The 17502-nt window shown below is 41.8% G+C and carries 20 protein-coding genes; all 20 read left to right on the forward strand.

The window, feature by feature from the left end:
* The first annotated feature begins 18 nt into the window (after nt 1-18).
* Entirely contained in the window at nt 19-1137 is a 1119-nt protein-coding gene (locus V7D18_RS21285) for a PfkB family carbohydrate kinase (protein ID WP_426157286.1), read from the forward strand.
* 31 nt (nt 1138-1168) lie between these two features.
* Nucleotides 1169-2005, forward strand: coding sequence for a LarC family nickel insertion protein (locus V7D18_RS21290; RefSeq protein ID WP_426157288.1), 837 nt, complete (start codon nt 1169-1171; stop codon nt 2003-2005).
* Between the two features lie 39 nt (nt 2006-2044).
* Nucleotides 2045-2839: a sulfite exporter TauE/SafE family protein gene (locus V7D18_RS21295; protein WP_426157290.1), complete on the forward strand. Its 795-nt coding sequence runs from the start codon at nt 2045-2047 to the stop codon at nt 2837-2839.
* A 22-nt stretch (nt 2840-2861) separates the two neighbouring features.
* Nucleotides 2862-3971: an anaerobic sulfatase maturase gene (locus V7D18_RS21300; RefSeq protein ID WP_426157292.1), complete on the forward strand. Its 1110-nt coding sequence runs from the start codon at nt 2862-2864 to the stop codon at nt 3969-3971.
* Nucleotides 3972-4087: 116 nt separating this feature from the next.
* Nucleotides 4088-4624, forward strand: a complete 537-nt coding sequence (locus V7D18_RS21305; RefSeq protein ID WP_426157293.1) for a flavin reductase family protein — start codon at nt 4088-4090, stop codon at nt 4622-4624.
* A gap of 86 nt (nt 4625-4710) precedes the next feature.
* Nucleotides 4711-4923 carry a hypothetical protein gene (locus V7D18_RS21310; RefSeq protein WP_426157295.1) on the forward strand — a complete coding sequence of 71 codons (213 nt, stop codon included), beginning with the start codon at nt 4711-4713 and terminating at the stop codon, nt 4921-4923.
* A gap of 174 nt (nt 4924-5097) precedes the next feature.
* A complete protein-coding gene (locus V7D18_RS21315; protein ID WP_426157297.1) occupies nt 5098-5781 on the forward strand; it encodes a GntR family transcriptional regulator in 684 nt (227 codons plus the stop codon).
* Between the two features lie 173 nt (nt 5782-5954).
* Nucleotides 5955-6380, forward strand: a complete 426-nt coding sequence (locus V7D18_RS21320) for a hypothetical protein (protein ID WP_426157299.1) — start codon at nt 5955-5957, stop codon at nt 6378-6380.
* 10 nt (nt 6381-6390) lie between these two features.
* On the forward strand, nt 6391-7584 hold the full coding sequence (locus tag V7D18_RS21325; RefSeq protein WP_426157301.1) for a pyridoxal phosphate-dependent aminotransferase: 1194 nt from the start codon (nt 6391-6393) through the stop codon (nt 7582-7584).
* Nucleotides 7585-7615: 31 nt separating this feature from the next.
* A complete protein-coding gene (locus tag V7D18_RS21330; protein WP_426157303.1) occupies nt 7616-8434 on the forward strand; it encodes a MerR family transcriptional regulator in 819 nt (272 codons plus the stop codon).
* A gap of 74 nt (nt 8435-8508) precedes the next feature.
* A complete protein-coding gene (locus V7D18_RS21335) occupies nt 8509-9186 on the forward strand; it encodes a DUF554 domain-containing protein (RefSeq protein WP_426157305.1) in 678 nt (225 codons plus the stop codon).
* A 100-nt stretch (nt 9187-9286) separates the two neighbouring features.
* The gene (locus tag V7D18_RS21340; RefSeq protein WP_426157307.1) at nt 9287-9958 is read left to right on the forward strand and encodes a YczE/YyaS/YitT family protein; all 672 of its coding nucleotides are present in this window, start codon (nt 9287-9289) and stop codon (nt 9956-9958) included.
* A 233-nt stretch (nt 9959-10191) separates the two neighbouring features.
* Nucleotides 10192-10917: a hypothetical protein gene (locus V7D18_RS21345; protein WP_426157309.1), complete on the forward strand. Its 726-nt coding sequence runs from the start codon at nt 10192-10194 to the stop codon at nt 10915-10917.
* A gap of 45 nt (nt 10918-10962) precedes the next feature.
* The gene (locus tag V7D18_RS21350) at nt 10963-11166 is read left to right on the forward strand and encodes a 4Fe-4S dicluster domain-containing protein (protein WP_426157311.1); all 204 of its coding nucleotides are present in this window, start codon (nt 10963-10965) and stop codon (nt 11164-11166) included.
* 12 nt (nt 11167-11178) lie between these two features.
* The gene (vorB, locus tag V7D18_RS21355; RefSeq protein ID WP_426157313.1) at nt 11179-12255 is read left to right on the forward strand and encodes a 3-methyl-2-oxobutanoate dehydrogenase subunit VorB; all 1077 of its coding nucleotides are present in this window, start codon (nt 11179-11181) and stop codon (nt 12253-12255) included.
* Nucleotides 12256-12266: 11 nt separating this feature from the next.
* Nucleotides 12267-13004, forward strand: coding sequence for a thiamine pyrophosphate-dependent enzyme (locus V7D18_RS21360; RefSeq protein ID WP_426157315.1), 738 nt, complete (start codon nt 12267-12269; stop codon nt 13002-13004).
* 13 nt (nt 13005-13017) lie between these two features.
* On the forward strand, nt 13018-13563 hold the full coding sequence (locus V7D18_RS21365; protein WP_426157317.1) for a 2-oxoacid:acceptor oxidoreductase family protein: 546 nt from the start codon (nt 13018-13020) through the stop codon (nt 13561-13563).
* Between the two features lie 21 nt (nt 13564-13584).
* Nucleotides 13585-14493 (forward strand): phosphate acyltransferase, encoded by a 909-nt coding sequence (locus V7D18_RS21370; protein ID WP_426157319.1) that lies wholly within the window; start codon nt 13585-13587, stop codon nt 14491-14493.
* Nucleotides 14494-14505: 12 nt separating this feature from the next.
* Nucleotides 14506-15576, forward strand: a complete 1071-nt coding sequence (gene buk / locus V7D18_RS21375; RefSeq protein WP_426157321.1) for a butyrate kinase — start codon at nt 14506-14508, stop codon at nt 15574-15576.
* A gap of 26 nt (nt 15577-15602) precedes the next feature.
* Nucleotides 15603-17411 carry an alpha/beta hydrolase family protein gene (locus V7D18_RS21380; RefSeq protein WP_426157322.1) on the forward strand — a complete coding sequence of 603 codons (1809 nt, stop codon included), beginning with the start codon at nt 15603-15605 and terminating at the stop codon, nt 17409-17411.
* Nucleotides 17412-17502: the final 91 nt, after the last annotated feature.

Raw genomic sequence — 17502 nt, forward strand, 5'->3', positions numbered from 1 at the left:
ATAAGGATTGGTGGATTAATGCAGCGTAGTAAATGGGATACGATTGAAGAAGAGATTTTAGAAACGTATATACGGAATCTTAGCGGAGAAATTGTTCTTGGAATAGATGGATTTATTGATCAGGTGTGGCAGGTGGTTGAAACAAGAACACCGGATAATAACTGCATTCTGATTGAAAAGATGCAGGAGTTTGGAAATCTGATTGTCAGCCGCAGGGAAGGCGGTATGGCAAATGAGCTGATTAAAAAGAGGCGAAGCTACGGAGGATTTACTGCCAATACCGGAAATGCTCTGGGAAATATGGATTTGTCAACGACCCTGATTGGAATGTATGGTAAAGAAGAAGTTGATAAGATATTTCATGATCTGAAAGAGAAGTGTAATTTAATATCCGTTGGAGATCCTGTAGTCAGTACAATTCTTGAATTTACTGACGGAAAAATCATGATGCCAAATTTAGACGAACTGCTGAATTTTACATGGAATGATTTCCTCAGCATACTCGGACATGATCAATTACAAAAGATATTATTAAACGCTGATATTGTATCATTAGGGTACTGGTCCAATATGCCTGATTTTGACACGTTTATCACGAAACTTGATGAGAATTATTTTCATACAGACAGGCCGAAACGGTTGTTCTTTGATTTTGCCAATATTAAGAAACGAAGTGTGGAGGCAATCAACGGCACCTTCCGGGTTTTAGAGAGAGTAAATGATAAAATTCCTGTAAGTCTCAGCTTAAATGAACATGAAGCTGTTATATTGTTCTCTTATTATGACCGGAAATTTTCTGATGACTGTGAAGAGGTGGCAAGGGACACGGAATATATCAGAAACATCATAGGGCTTGATGAGCTGATTATACACACGCCCCAATATGCGGTCTTATCTTCCAAAACAGAGGGAGTGGAGTTATTAGAGCAGGATTACTGTGTAGCACCCGTGATAACCACGGGGGCCGGTGATACATTTAACGGCGGATACATTGCCGCCTGCCTTGGTAATCTGAGCGCGGTGGAACGTCTTGCCATAGCAAATGCAGCCACCAGATTCTATATAAGCAACAGTCATACGCCGGACAGGCAGGAGCTGATTTCAGAGATAAAACGGATAAAAGAAGTTTTAAGCTGAACTTTTTGAAACAGAAAGGAGGGTAACAGGTATGGATAACATATTATATCTGGATTGCAGTTTTGGAATCAGCGGGGATATGTTTGTCGCTTCCCTGCTGGATTTGGGAGCTGACCGGGAGGTTATGCAAAAAGCGCTAGACAGTCTTCTGGTTCATGGGTTCGAAGTAAAAGTAAGCAGAGTGGAAAAATCAGGACATAATGCCTGTGATTTTTGTGTTGTTTTAGATGAAAAGCATGAAAACCATGATCATGACATGCAGTATCTTCACGGCAGAGCAGAAGACCATTCCCATAAGGAAGCCGCCCATCATGACCATGAGTGCAGGGGAATTATTGAAATAAATGAAATTATTGAAAAAGCCGATATGACACCGGGTGCAAGAGCACTGGCTGGAAAGATATTTTCAATTCTGGCAGAAGCGGAAGCAAAGGCCCATCAGGTTCCGGTAGAAAAGGTACATTTTCATGAGGTAGGAGCAGTTGATTCCATAGCGGACATTGTTGCGGCGGCGGTCTGCTTTGACAATCTGGGAATCAGCAGAACGATTATTCCTCAGATTTGTGATGGAACGGGCACCATCCGCTGCCGCCACGGACTGCTGCCTGTTCCGGTGCCGGCGGTGAAAAATATCGATCTGGCACACAATCTGAATCTCCATATAACAGACGTGGAAGGGGAATTAGTTACTCCGACAGGAGCCGCGATTGCCGCTGCAATCCGTACCGATGAACAGCTGCCCGATCATTTTACCATAAGAAGGACCGGTTTGGGAGCGGGAAAGAGAACTTACAAATGTCCGGGCATACTCAGAGCTGTCTTTATAACAGAAGATGAAACAGCGTTCATCAGCCAGTTACCAGTTTAAGAAAAATTCATTAAAATAAAATGGAGTCGGTGGAAAATTATGAAGCTGCATGAATACATATTGTTTGGACTGATTGGTTTAAGTGCTTCCACAGCAGGGGCGGTCTGCGGAATAGGAGGCGGGGTGATTATAAAGCCGCTTTTAGATGCGTTTGGTTTGCTGAGTGTGGAAGCCATAAGCTTTCTGTCCGGATGTACAGTGCTTGCCATGGCCTGCTTTTCTGTGATAAAATCAATTTCAAGCGGAGATTCTTCTGTTGATAAAACAATTGGTACGCCTTTGGCAGTCGGTGCAGCAGCAGGAGGTGTGGCAGGAAAAATATTGTTTCAAATGGTTGCTGGTAGTTTTAGTGACCGGGACCGGGTGGGGTCCGTACAGGCAGTCTGTCTTTTGCTTATTACAATGGGAACATTAATTTATACAATAAAGAAAGACAGTATTAAAACTCATCAAATCAGAAATAAGGGATTTTGTATCATCATCGGATTTGTTCTGGGTATTTTCTCTTCCTTTCTTGGGATCGGAGGAGGACCCATTAACCTGGTGGTACTGTTTTATTTCTTTTCCATGGATACGAAAACAGCTGCCCAGAATTCCCTGTACATTATACTGTTTTCCCAGGCAGCCAGTCTTGTCAATTCCATCGCAGCAGGTCAGATACCGGAATTCAGTTTCCTGCTCCTTGCTGTTATGGTGTTCAGCGGAATTGCAGGAGGAGCAATTGGAAGGAAGGTCTGCAAGAGACTCAGTGAGATTACAGTGAATAAACTTTTTATTATTTTGATGGCAGAAATTATGATGATCTGCTGTTATAATATCTATCAGTTATCTTAAATGGCAAGGAGGAAACGGTTGTATGCCGCCAGTGAATTTACTGATAAAACCAGCTTCCGGACTGTGCAATATGGAATGCGACTACTGCTTTTATTGTGATGAGACAGAAAAGAGAAAGCAGGCCTCTTATGGATTTATGTCAAAGGAGACCCTGGCCAATGTGATACGTAAGGCACTTTCTTATGGAGAGCAGAGTGTTGGGATTGCATTCCAGGGAGGAGAACCGACTCTTTGCGGAATTGATTTTTTTGAAGAGGCAGTCCGGTGTGTAAAACAGTACAACGTGAATAATTTAAAAATTGAATATGCACTTCAGACCAATGGATATGCAATTACTGATGAATGGTGTGAATTCTTTAAAAAAAACCACTTTCTTGTAGGCTTATCCGTCGACGGAATGGAAGAGACTCATGATAAGTACAGGCACAGCAAAAGTGGAGAAGGAACATACCAGAAGGTTCTCCAGGCAGCCAGGCTTATGAAGAAAAGCGGTGTGGATTTTAATATACTCACAGTGGTAAACAGGGAAACAGCAGAAAATATCGTACCCATTTACAAGGAATACAAGAGAAATGGCTGGGAATATTTACAGTTCATTGCCTGTCTGGACCCCCTTGGGGAAACCCGCGGGCAAAGGGAATATTCCCTTACTCCAAAGGCGTACGGGGAGTTCTTAATCAAGCTTTTTCACCTGTGGTATAAAGACTGGAAACGGGGAAAACAGCCTTATATCAGACAGTTTGAAAACTATATCGGCATTATGCTTAAGTATGAACCAGAATCCTGTGAACAGAGAGGAGTATGTGGGATCCAGTATGTAGTGGAGGCGGACGGAGGAGTCTACCCCTGTGATTTTTATGTTCTGGATGAATTTAAGCTGGGAAATCTAAACCAGGATACAATGGCGAAAATCCAGGAACGCAGATCAGAGATTGGCTTTATTGAGCGGTCTCAGAATCATTCCGAAGACTGTAAACAGTGCCGCTGGTTCTCTCTCTGCCGCGGCGGATGCTACCGCTGCAGGGAAGGCGTGAAGGATAATTATTTCTGTGAAAGTTACCGGATGCTGTTTGAAAGCTGCTTTGAGCAGATGGAGGAAATAAGCCGGTTTCTATATACAACCCGGTATTAAGTGTATTGCATCCATCCGGATGTTGCGTGTGCAACATCCCGGGTGGACTTTTTTTGTTATTATAGAAAAGTAAGAGCTGACTTACTAAAATGATAATAAACTATATGGAGGCATACATGAAAAAGGTAAATGTAAATTATGAAAAGCTATATTATGGATTTCCTGTTATTCTTGTAAGTTATTATGATACAGACGGAACTCCAAACGTGACAACTGTGTCTTCATCCTACACCTTAAAGGACATGATGGCACTGGGCTTTTCATCAAAGGGACATGCCATAAAGCGAATTAAAGAAGTATCGGATTTTGTGGTGAACCTTGCAGACAGCAGTATGGCGGAGGCAGTGAATTTCTGCGGCAGCAAAACAGGAGCGGAGTGCAAAAAATTTGACAGCATTGGTCTCACACCAATCTCCTCCAAGGTAATTCATGCCCCAGTCATTGAAGAGTGCCCCATTTCTATCGAATGCAGCCTGACTGATGTGATTGAAAGCGGGAATTATATAGGAATTACAAATATACTGGCGAAAATCAGGGGGCGACTTGTGGCGGAAGAATATTTAAACATTACCGGAAGGCTTCATGTATCCGCATTTGATAATATTTTGTATATCGGAGACGGAGACAGCCGCGGATTCCGTAATATGAAATAAATTTTTAAGTATATCTGCGGTTAATAATTTTGTCTGCATATTTTCCTGATGACTACAGAAACTAATGTCACACAGGAGGTAAGACTATGGCAAAAGCAGGAATGAGAAGACCGAGTCCTTATGATCCCAAAAATCATGGAACGGAAAATCACGAAAAAATGCATCATCCAAAGAATGAACAGGCCAGGGTTCCCGAGATTCAGGGAGCTGCAAAAAACAGCAGTGAAAAGGCAGGTCCTATCAATGCTCCAAACTGGGCAAGAGACGATTACAAAACGGGAAATAAGAATGAAGACTGATGAGGAATATATTGCTGATCAGATCAGTCACAGTTTTAAAATCACAGCCGCCGTATGGCGGCTGTGATTTTATATACATAAAGTGTGTATTTTGTCTGTTTCAAAACGGTGTTTAATTAAATTGAAATATATGTTATACTAATGCTGAACAAGCAGGATATGAGGTGAATAATTATGAATTTACAACAACGCAACATGATTACAAGTGAAGAAATATATGAAGATTTATGCTCTAAAATAGAAAATCTGGATTATATGCCAGGGGAGGCTATCAGCGAGAATGAACTCTGCGAGCGTTATGATACTTCAAGGCATATGATACGAGGTGCTTTTGCCATGTTAAGGCAGAGACGTTTATTAGAAGTATATCCGCAAAGAGGGAGCTTTGTAAGCCTGATCGATAAAAAATATATATCTGATATTATTTACATGCGGGAATCAATTGAACAGGAAGCGCTTCAACTTGTAATAGAATCAGGGAATGTAGATGAAACATGTGATAAAATGAGTGCTAACCTGGAACTTCAAAAGAATAATAGAAAGGACAAATACCCGAATGAAGATTTTTTCCGTCTTGACAGAGAGTTTCACACTTATTATCTGGAAGCGGCGGGTCATGGGGATATTATGGATATGATGTCCGATTCTTATATTCATTTTAGAAGATGGCGTAATCTGGAACTTCGTTCCATGCTGAGAATGGATGAGCTGATTGAACAGCACGAAAATATAATTGTGAATTTAAGGAATAAAGACCGGCTTGCAGTGAGAAAGAGCCTTCATGAACATATTGATACGATCAGGCTGTTTAACTCTGTAATTGAGAAAACAAAAAACGAATATTTCTATAAAAGGTAAAATATTCAGGATAAATGCCCGCAGCACAGTCACTTTAATACTTGAAAAAGCAGTATTAAAGTGGTAATATAAAAATAAACTTGTAGACAAGAATACAAGTACTGCGATTGGGGGTGATTATACAGATGAAGATTCATTTGCAGGGGAATGTTGCAACCGAAGCGGTTATAGAGATGGAAGAATCAAAAAGTAATTATGTATTCAGGGGGAGTGCTGTTTGCTGTAAAGATTTAGATATGTTATCCGAAGTAATAAAAAACATTGGGAGCAGCAATAATAAAGTGATAGTTCTTAGAAAACGGGATAATAAGAATTTAGAGAATTATTTAAATAAATACTCACAAATATCACATACTTTTGCCCCGGATCATGTCTATCATATTATTTCTAATGTAAAATTACCAGAAAGGGAAAACGTTCATTCCATCTACATCAAGACTCCTGAATTCAGTTTTGAGGAACGGTTGTTTCTGATTGAAGATGGGGATAACTTTTTACTGGATATTCCTGAACATGTATTATATCTGTATATTGCGGATATAGAAATAATACATAGAAAATATGAACTCATGAAGATTAACAATATTTTACAGAAATGATGAGGACAATATGATATTATCGAAGAATATGGAGCGATTGGTTGCAGGAAGTTCAACCATAAGAAGGTTATTTGAAGAGGGAATTGAGCTGTCTAAAAAGGTCGGAAGTGAGAATGTATATGATTTCAGTCTGGGTAATCCGGCATCCCCGGTTCCTGATGAAGTGAAGCAGTCCATCTATAGAATTCTGGAGAACTGCGATTCCAACTATGTACATGGATACATGAAGAATGCAGGATACGATGATGTGAGACAAAAGGTTGCGGCATTTATGAATAAAAAATACGGCGCAGCCTTTGAAAAAGATGATATCATTATGACGGTGGGAGCTGCCGGCGGAATCAACTGCATTCTGCGCTCCCTGCTGGAGGAAGGCGATGAAGTGATGTGCTTTGCTCCATATTTTGGGGAATACCGAAGCTATGTTGCGAACTATGCCGGGGAATTAACGGTTGTACCGGCTGATTACAGCAGTTTCCAGCCAAATCTCAGAGAATTCAAAAAATATGTGAATCCCAGGACAAAAGCGATTATATTGAATAATCCGAATAATCCTTCCGGAATCGTATATAAACAGGAGGTTTTCGAGGAACTGCAGCGGTTACTGGAAGAGGCGGAACGAGAAATTGGGCACCCGATCTATGTAATATCGGATGAACCTTACAGAGAGCTCGTTTATGATGGCTGTGAACTTGCTTATGCACCCGATTTTATTAAAAACTGTATCGTAGTTTATTCCTTCAGCAAATCTTTGTCTCTGTCCGGAGAACGAATCGGTTATATGGCTGTGAGCAGGCAGATTGATTATTACGATGAACTCATTAATGCCCTGATTGTAGCCAATCGCTGTATCGGTTACATCAATGCACCATCTCTGTTTCAGCTTGTGGTGGCGGATTGTCTCGAAGTAAAAACAGATGTGTCTTTCTATGACCGCAATCGTATGCTTTTATACCAGTCACTTACAGATATGGGATTTGAATGTGTGAGACCCCAGGGGGCGTTTTATTTATTAGTGAAGTCTCCTGTGGAAGATGAACAGGTTTTTGTAAAACAGGCCAAAGAATATCATATTATTATGGTGCCTGCATCAACGTTTGGCTGCCCTGGCTATGTAAGGCTTGCATATTGTGTTTCCTTTGATATGATAAAGCGTTCCATTCCCGCTTTTGAAAAGCTTGCAGGAGATTATTTCAGTGTATAAATGGATGTGACTTATGGGCAGGAGGTACTCAATGGATGGACTTTTTACAATTGGTGAAGTCTCTAAACTGTTTCATATCGATGTACGTCTTCTACGCCATTATGATAAGATCTCCCTGCTGAAACCGGAATACAATGATAAAAACACCGGGTATCGGTATTATTCAACGAGGCAGTTTGAATGTCTCAATACGATTCGTTATCTGCGCTCGCTGAATATACCATTGGCTAAAATACGAGAGTTCTTTGAGAACCGGGACGATAAAAAGATGCTGGAGATTCTTTCAGAACAGGGAGATCTAGTCAGAAAAGAGCGTGAAAATCTGGACCGGATAGAACGAAAGATTCAAAGCAGAATCCTCCAGATCAAAGATGTTTCCCAGACTCAGTATGATATCATAGAAGAACGGAAGTTTGAAAAAAGGAAGATAGCCGCTTTGAAAAAGGAAATTTCGGTCTCGGAAGACTTAGAGCATCCGATCCGGGAACTTGAACTGGTGAATGGTCTCAATTCAATTATGTTTCTGGGAAAAGTCGGAGTTTCCATAGCCAGAGAGAACTTAATGAAATCAGATTTTGAAAGCTTCTCTTCTATATTTGTTCTCATTGAACCGGATGATGAATGCGGTGAATGCTCCTCCGTCATCGGGGAGGGGGACTATCTCGTTGAACGGTTCCATGGGATTCACAAAGACTCCCAGCCTGTATATGGGCATTTATTTGATTATATGAAAGAAAAGGGGTACGAACTTGCCGGGGATTCTCTGGAATTTGCGTTAATTGATTCCGGAATTACCTTAGATTCGACAAAATTCACCACAGAAATACAAATTCCTTATAAAAAATGTTGACCCTCCAATTATTGGAGGGTTTATTATTTACTGGTTAAGGGCTGACGGTACATAAGAAAGGAATGAAGAGAGTTATGATTGGGACGTTTGTTAATACAGCTGCAATATTAACCGGCAGTATTATCGGTACCTGTATACAAAAAGGAATCGGCGAAAAGTATCAGGATGCGTTATACAATGCAATGGGCCTTGCTGCCTGCGGTCTGGGCCTGAATGCTGTTGTACAGAATATGCCCAAGAGTGATTTTCCTGTACTTTTTATAGTCAGTCTTGCATTAGGGAGTCTCATAGGGTCCAGGTTTGATTTAATGAAGCGATTTGATGAAATTACCGCACGCTTTTCGAAAGGGAATTTAGGACAGGGGCTTTCCACCGCAATTCTTTTGTTCTGCATTGGAACTTTATCCATTCTGGGACCTATGGAAAGCGCCCTTCATGGAGATAATACCTATCTGTTTACCAATGCAACTCTGGATTTTGTCACCTCACTGGTTCTTGCATCTGCCTATGGTATTGGCATTGCCTTTGCTGCCATTGTCCTGTTTTTTTGGCAGGGAAGCATTTATATGCTTTCTTCATACCTTGCCGGTTTTCTTACAGAAAATTTACTGGTAGAGATATCTCTGGTAGGGGGCTTTTTAATTTTTAGTTCAGGTCTTTCCATTTTGAAAATTAAGGACTGCAAAACTTTGAACATGCTGCCTTCGTTAGGAGTACCGGTTTTGTGGTTTTTAATAAAAAGATTTTTTTAACAATGAGTTTTTGGAGGGGCAGAAAGGAGATGATCCAACACAAGAGAGGGTATCACAGCAGATTTATCACACAATAATATTTACACGAAGGAGTTGTAATATGGAAAAAGGAGCTATTTGGTTTAAACGAAGTATTATTTATTTAATTGGTCTTTTTACGATGGCGTTTGGGGTATCAGTATCCAAGATGTCGGATCTGGGCGTCTCCCCCGTAAATTCCATACCCAGTGTACTCAGTGAGATTCTTAATATTGATATGGGAATCTGCACCACAGGAGTATTTACTATGTTTATAATACTTCAGATTTTAATTTTACGAAGAGATTTTAAAAAGTTCTATCTGCTTCAGATTTTCTGTTCTGTCATATTCGGCGTTTTTGTCAGTGTGACCAACAGACTGGCAGCTGCGGTCCTGCCGGTATGCACAAATTATGGAATGAGGCTTGTATATGTGGCAGTCAGCATGGTATTGATCGCACTGGGTATTTTGCTTTATCTGGAGGCGGATATCTTATCCCTTCCTGGCGAAGGTGTCATGAAAGCAATCAGCCACAAAACCGGCATACATATTTCCACTTCCAAACTGTTTTTTGACTGGTCGGTAGTAATAATTGCCGCAGCTTTATCATTTGCCTTTATGGGTGAATTCATTGGTGTAAGAGAGGGTACTATTTTTGCGGCATTCGGTGTGGGAATATGCTTAAAGTTTATGAATAAACATTTACAGAAGCCATTACGTGGATTTCTGGTGCCGGTTGCGGAAGAATTTTAGGAGGAACGTTGATTAATACTTTAGTTGCAATTTTTGATTTAACAACTCAAATACATGTACATGTTGCATAATGGTTTTCGAAAATACTCCTGGGGAATCTTGACATAGTGCTTAAAATGTGTTATTATTCAAACAGTTATTAGTCGTTTTTTGTCGATAACTTTTTTTAAAGCCTTACATGTCGACAAGGCGACAAGTAGAACAATCTGATACTTGGCTGTAAGGAGAAGAAGATGGAATTTATAGATAAAGTCCTGAAAGAAGGGAAAAAGAATTTTGTCTTTCTGGGTGAGGCAGGCTGTGGAAAGAGCGAAATCTCAATAAATTTTGCAAAAGTTCTGTCTGAGAGCGGAAATAAAACCGTACATTTTTTTGATATGGATATGACAAAGCCTCTGTTCCGTTCCAGAGATCTGTGCAGCTGTATGGAGGATCAGGGAATTAAGGTGCATTTTGAAGAGCAGTTCATGGATGCACCGACTCTGGTTGGAGGCGTAAGTAATATACTTCGGGATGAGAATTCTTATGTAGTCCTCGATGTTGGGGGTGACCATATCGGTGCCAGGGCAATCGGCGGGTTCATGTCAAGACTGGACCGGAAGAATACCGTTATCTATTACGTTTTGAATGCATTCCGGCCATGGTCATATGATATCGAACATATAGACAGAATACTGGGAGAGATTTTGCAGGTTTCCCATATTCGGGTGAACGAACTGCATCTGGTTAACAATCCCAATTTCGGACACACAACAAATGCGGCCGAGGTACTGGAAGGCTGTAAGCGCATGGCGGATATGGTGACTTTATATATGCCGATGGATTTTGCCTGCGTAAAGGAGGATTTATATGAGGAGGTAAAGGCAAAGGCTGATATTGAGATTTTGCCGCTTCACCTCTACCTTACTTACCCTTGGGTCACCGGAGAGGATTTCCGTGAATTGGGTAATATCAAATAATATTAATCTTAGGTTAATATACAAAAACAAGAGGAGGGTTTTGCTATGGCAGAAATTAAAGTGGTAGCTGAACGGTGCAAAAGTTGCGGATACTGCATTAAATTTTGTCCAAAGAATGTGTTGGCATTAGGGCAAAAAGTAAATTCTAAGGGTTATGAATATGTGGAAGCAGTTCATATGCAGGATTGCATTGCATGCTGCATGTGTGGTCGTATCTGTCCGGATGGAGCAATTGAAATATACAAATAGGAGGAGAAGGCAATGTCTAGAGTATTTATGAAAGGCTGTGAAGCAATTGCGGAGGCGGCTGTGAGAGCGGGCTGCCGTTTTTTTGCCGGCTATCCAATTACACCGCAAAATGAAATTCCGGAATATTTCGCAAGAAGAATGCCGGAGGTTTCAGGTACTTTTGTTCAGGGAGAGTCAGAGGTAGCATCAATCAGCATGGTATATGGTGCGGCTTCCGCAGGTGCGAGGGCGATGACCTCTTCCTCCAGCCCAGGTATCGCTTTAAAGAGTGAGGGAATCTCTTATTGCGCAGCAGCCAGAATCCCAATGGTATACTCAAACATTTCCAGAGGGGGTCCGGGTGTAGGGTCAATACAGCCGGCACAGATGGATTATTTACAGGCAACCAAGGCCTCAGGAAACGGCGGCTTTGAGATGATGGTATTTGCTCCTGCTTCTGTTCAGGAAGCAGTTGATATGACATATAAAGCATTTGATTATGCGGACCGTGACAGAAATCCGGTGCTTATTCTGGCTGATGGTGTAATAGGAACCATGATGGAACCTGTTGTTCTTCCTGATATGAAAACAGAGGAAGAAATTGCTGAAATAAAAAAAGCGAAAAAAGTCTGGTCATGCACGGGGCACAAACTTGACTATAAAAACCGCGCATGGATTGAGCCGGGACACTGGCTTACCAGTGATATGCAGCGTGCCAACGAAGAGGCAGAGAAGCTTTATGAATCATGGAAAGCAGATGTTATGGTAGAAGAGTATGAGACAGAGGATGCGCAGGTGGTAATTACTGCTTATGGAATTTCAGCCCGCATCGCGAAATCAGCTGTTAACATTCTTCGTAAAGAAGGAATTAAGGTAGGATTGATCCGCCCCATTACCCTTCACCCGTTCCCCTATGATTCCTTTGATAGATTGGACTACAAAAAGGTGAAAGCAGTTCTTGATGTTGAAATGTCCATTCCTGCACAGTTTGTTCAGGACGTTGAGATTGCAGTCAAGGACCGGTGCCCGATTCATACCTGCCTGTGTTCAGGCGGAAATATCATGAGCCGGGAATCAATTATCGAGTCAGTCAGAAAGATTTATTCATAGGAGGGATGAACATGGAACAGATATATGCAAGAACAAAAACAATCCAGGAAGATAAAGTTTCCGGCTTTTGTCCCGGCTGTATGCACGGAACGGTCATGAAGCTGATCGGTGAGGTTCTGGAAGAAATGGATCTGGTGGATAAAGCAGTTTGCACACTTGGTATCGGCTGCTGTGGTTTGCAGATGGATTACATTGCTTACGATAACATTACATCTCCCCATGGCCGTGCATGCGCAGTTGCCACAGGCATTAAGAGAAGCAATCCGGACAGCCTGGTATTTACCTATCAGGGGGATGGAGACTTTGCTTCCATCGGTCTGGCTGAATCCGTATCGGCAGCAAACCGCGGGGAGAATATCAGTGTAATTTTCATCAATAACGGTATTTACGGTATGACAGGCGGACAGATGGCACCTACCACACTGGTTGGTATGAAGGCATCCACTGCACCAAACGGACGTGATCCGAAAGAACATGGATATCCGATGCATATGTGCGAGGTGCTTAATGAACTGACAGCACCTGTTTATTTAGAGAGAACCAGCTGCAATACCCCGGGTAATGTAGTAAAGACAAAAAAAGCAATTCGAAAAGCGTTCCAGAACCAATTAGACGGCAAGGGCTTTTCCATGGTGGAAGTCGTTACAAGCTGTCCGACCAACTGGGGAATGGATGCATTAAAGGCTCTTGATTACATAGAGGAAAATATGCTTCCGGAATTTCCTCTTGGCGTGATTCGGGATCGATAAGGGGGAGAAGGAAATGGAGACAAATTTATGCGTTGCAGGCTTCGGCGGTCAGGGAGTTATGACACTTGGGAAATTTCTGGCTACGGCAACCTGCGATTCGACTGACAAAAACGTTACATTTTTCCCGTCCTACGGAGCAGAGCAAAGAGGAGGAACTGCCAATTGCTTCGTTGTTATTTCCGATGAAGCCGTGGGTGCACCTCTTGGAGATGTGATGGATGATCTGATTGTAATGAACGGTCCATCTTTAAACCGTTTTATTAAAACTTTGAAAACCGGAGGAACCTTATTTATCAACAGTTCTATTGTTTCAGAGGAAACCGGGCGCACAGATATTAAGGTTGTAAAGGCGCCTGTGACAGAGATGGCACTGGAGATGGGCAATTCCAAGGTTTTAAATATTATCATGTTAGGTGTTTATATTGGGTTTACAGGTGTTGTATCACCTGAAGTGGTATGGGATACAATCGAGCATAAGCTTGGTAAAAAACCAAAGCTGCTGCCTTTAAACAAAGAGGCATTTGAGAAGGGCCTTGAGATGGGCAGAAGCCAGAGATAAGAAATCTCTAAGGAGGACAGAATGGTATTTCATAATTTTGATGAGTTGATTGATAAGGTAAAGGGGGCACCCACCCGCAAGCGTATGGCGGTAGCTGTGGCCGGAGATGAACACACACTGGAGGCTGTACTCCATGCGAGAAAAGAAGGGATTATAGTTCCCGTACTGGTTGGGGATAAACCGGTTATTATGGATGTCCTGAAAAATCTTGGAGAGAATGTACCGGAAGAAGATATCTACCATATTGCCGATGAAAGAGAAGCGTGTGAAAAGGCAGTTTCCCTGGTGAGAGAGGGAAAGGCCGACTTTCTCATGAAAGGTAAGGTAGATACAGGCGTTATTTTAAAAGCAGTTGTGAACAAGGAAAACGGACTTGGAAAAGAAGGAGGCATCATGTCTCACTTCACCATGTTCGACATTCCAGGTTATCATAAGATTTTACTTCCGGTAGACGGTGGAATGGTTACTTATCCCACATTGGAACAGAAAAAAGGGATTATCGAAAACACGGTGGAAACCCTTCGTTCCATGGGCTATGATTGTCCGAAAGTGGGTGTACTGGCATGTATCGAAAAGGTTAATCCCAAGATGCCTGAGACCATAGAAGCAAGAGAACTTCAGGATATGAATGAAAGAGGTGAGATCAAAAACTGTATTGTGGAAGGTCCGATTTCCTATGACTGCGCGGTGGATCAGGAGATTGCCAGGTTCAAAGGACTGGACAGTAAAATTGCGGGAGATGTGGATGTACTGGTTGCGCCAAACATTCATGCAGGCAATATTATGGGTAAGATGCTTGCGTGTACCTGTAAAGCCAGACTGGCAGGGTTTATAGTAGGGGCAAAGTGTCCAATCGTATTAACTTCCAGGGGATCTTCAGCAGAAGAAAAATACTTATCAATTGTAGTTTCAGCAGCGGCAGCAAACTAGAAGGAGGGCATAATGGCGGAGAAAATATTAGTAATAAATCCTGGCTCTACGTCTACTAAAATAGCGGTATACGATGGAAATGATGAGGTGTGGGTAGAAAGCATCAATCACAGTCTGGAAGAAATTAAGGTTTTTCCAACTGTATTTGACCAGCTGGATATGCGAAAGGATTTAATTCTGAAATGTATGGAAAAGCATGGAGATGCATTAGATACGTTTCAGGCAATTGTTTCAAGAGGCGGATGCATGCCTCCGGTAAGCTCCGGCGCTTATGAAGTCAATGATTACATGGTAGACTGCCTTCACTATCGTCCGGTCGACCAGCATGCATCAAACGTAGGCGCTGCCATAGCTCTTATATTTGCCCGTGAAATCGGCGTTAAGGCATATACTTATGATGCGCTGACCGTAGATGAAATGCTCCCCATTAATACAATTACAGGTTTAAAAGGAATCCGCAGACCAGCGAGAGGCCATAATTTAAACACAAGAGCAGCGGCTTTAAAGCTTTGCAAAGACAAAGAAATCAGTTATCCTGATACAAATATCATTGTAGCTCATTTAGGAGGCGGAATCACAATTAACCTTCACAGCGGCGGAAAAATGATTGATATGATCATGGATGAAGAAGGTCCTTTCTCTCCGGAACGTGCCGGTGGAATGCCTGTATATTCCATTGTAAACATGGCATACAGCGGAATGTATACAAAGGAAGAACTGATGAAGCAGCTGCAGAGAAAAGGGGGCATGGTTTCCTACTTCGGAACTTCCGATATGCGGGAGGTGGAAGCAATGGCAGAGGAAGGGAACCAGGAAGCGAGAATGATGTTTGCTGCAATGGCATTGGCAGTTGCCAAAAATATTGCAAAAATTGCTCCATCGGTAAATGGAAAAATTGATTATATCATCCTGACCGGAGGACTGGCTTATTCCAAAATGTTCACAGATCTGGTAAAAGAGCGGATTAGTTTCCTTGGGACAGTTGAATTAATACCCGGAGAGAATGAAATGAAGTCTCTTGCGCAGGGGGTTGTAAGAGTCATGCGGGGAGAAGAACAGGCGAAGGTTTTGATGCCTGACTAATAAATACTTAAATTAGGAGAAAAAGTATGAAAACGGAAAATGAAAGTAAAGCTCTAAGAAAAGTTTTAGCTGTTTCTTTGTTGCTGGTAGTTCTGACTGTCTTATTGTGGGGGATCCAGTCAAATTGGGGAGCTGTTAAAATCAGCCGCTTTAACATTCAGGGCGATAATGGAACAAAGATCAGCGGTATTTCCTATGTGCCTAAAAATGCATCAAATGAAAAACCGCTTCCAACAGTTGTTATTTTTCATGGTCGTTCCAATCATGCTCACAGCAATGATACCTGGAGCATGGAACTTGCAAGACGCGGATACGTTGTATTCAGCCCGGACCTTTCCGGAGGCGGGGAATCTGATGTAAACAGCCGTGAAGAGCAGGGGGCCAGCGTTTTACAGTATGTAGGTAATCTTCCGTTTGTTGATAAGGCAAACTTAAATATTGTAGGCTATTCTGCAGGCTGTGCAACTACGCTGTATTCCCAGCAGAAGCATCCGGAACTTGTTAACGGCGTGGTAACCGTATTCGGTCCGTTTATGGTTCAGATGACCACTAAAAATCAGCCGGTTGATCTGGATTGCAATTACGGTATGATCAAGGCAAAAGCAGATCAGTATGATTATAACTTTATTGGCGATCCGGCAGCAAATGAAAAATACATAACAACTGCCTTCGGATTACCGGAGAATGTACAGTACAATAAGACTTATGATTATGGAAACGGCAACGTTTTCCGTTACGATATGGTAAATGATGCCCTTCATCAGACCGGTAATATCAGCGGACAGACAATTACCTATATCATTGAAGATATTGAACTGTTCTCAGAAGCTCCGATCAAACTGGCTTCTACCGATCTGGTATGGCTGCCTCAGCAGGCAGTAAGCCTTGCCTGTGCAATCTGTGTCATTTTATTTATTGCATTTATGGCTAATTTATTAATGTATAATCCATTCTTTGCAGTAATGAAAGCTCCTTTACCACAGAACAAAGGCTTGAGAGGCAAGAAGCTTGGAATGAGAATCTTCATGGATATTGCCATTCCAACCGTTTTATTCGTTCCGGTTTCTGCATATGTAATGATGTGGACTGCAAAAAGCAAAATATTTACCTCAACGAACTTAAACGGAATTATGGGCTGGTTAGTCATTCTCGGCATGATCTCCGTTGTAACTTTGTTCTTTAACGTTCAGAAAGCGAAAAAAGAAGGAAGAAAGATTCCGTTTTGCGATCTGGCACTAGGAGCAGAAGGGGAAGAAAAATTTGTCTGGACCCGTGTAATTAGATCTTTTATTATGGGATCTCTTGTTGTAGGGATTGTTTTAATCTGGCTTGCAGCAATTGAAGGCTTTGCCGGAGTAACTTATCAGTTCTGGAATATTGCTACAATGCTTCGTGTAAACCATATGAGGTTTGTTCGTGCAATTCCATATATTTGTATCATCTTCTTTGCAATGATCACCGGCGGTATGGGCATGCTTGTGACAAGACGTCTTCCGGAAACAGGAAACGAAAAGAGAGATATGTTTGTTGCTGTTTTAGTAAATCTGCTGATATCTGCTGCCTGCCTGGCAATCCTGCTGACACTTCAGTATGGCGGAAGTTTGATTATCGGAACCGGTCAGACGATTATTCCTCAGATGGATCTTTACGGAACAGGAAAGAATACCTCTGTAGGTGCATTGGATTTCGCATTTGGATACTGCTTTATGATGGGAACAATGAATGCGGTTATTACCTATCTGTATCGTAAGAGCGGAACAATCTGGCCAGGTCTTGCAATGTGCTGTATGTTTGCAGGCTTTATCACAACAGCAAGCTTTACGCTGGTTCGGTAATTTCATTATGGATAAAAGCATTCAAAAGGAGCATGTGCTCTTTGGATGCTTTTATTCAGTTTCAAAAGTATGTTAAAAATTTAATTTGTCG

It is taken from the genome of Lacrimispora sp. 38-1 (assembly GCF_049890855.1).
Lineage (GTDB): Bacteria > Bacillota > Clostridia > Lachnospirales > Lachnospiraceae > Lacrimispora.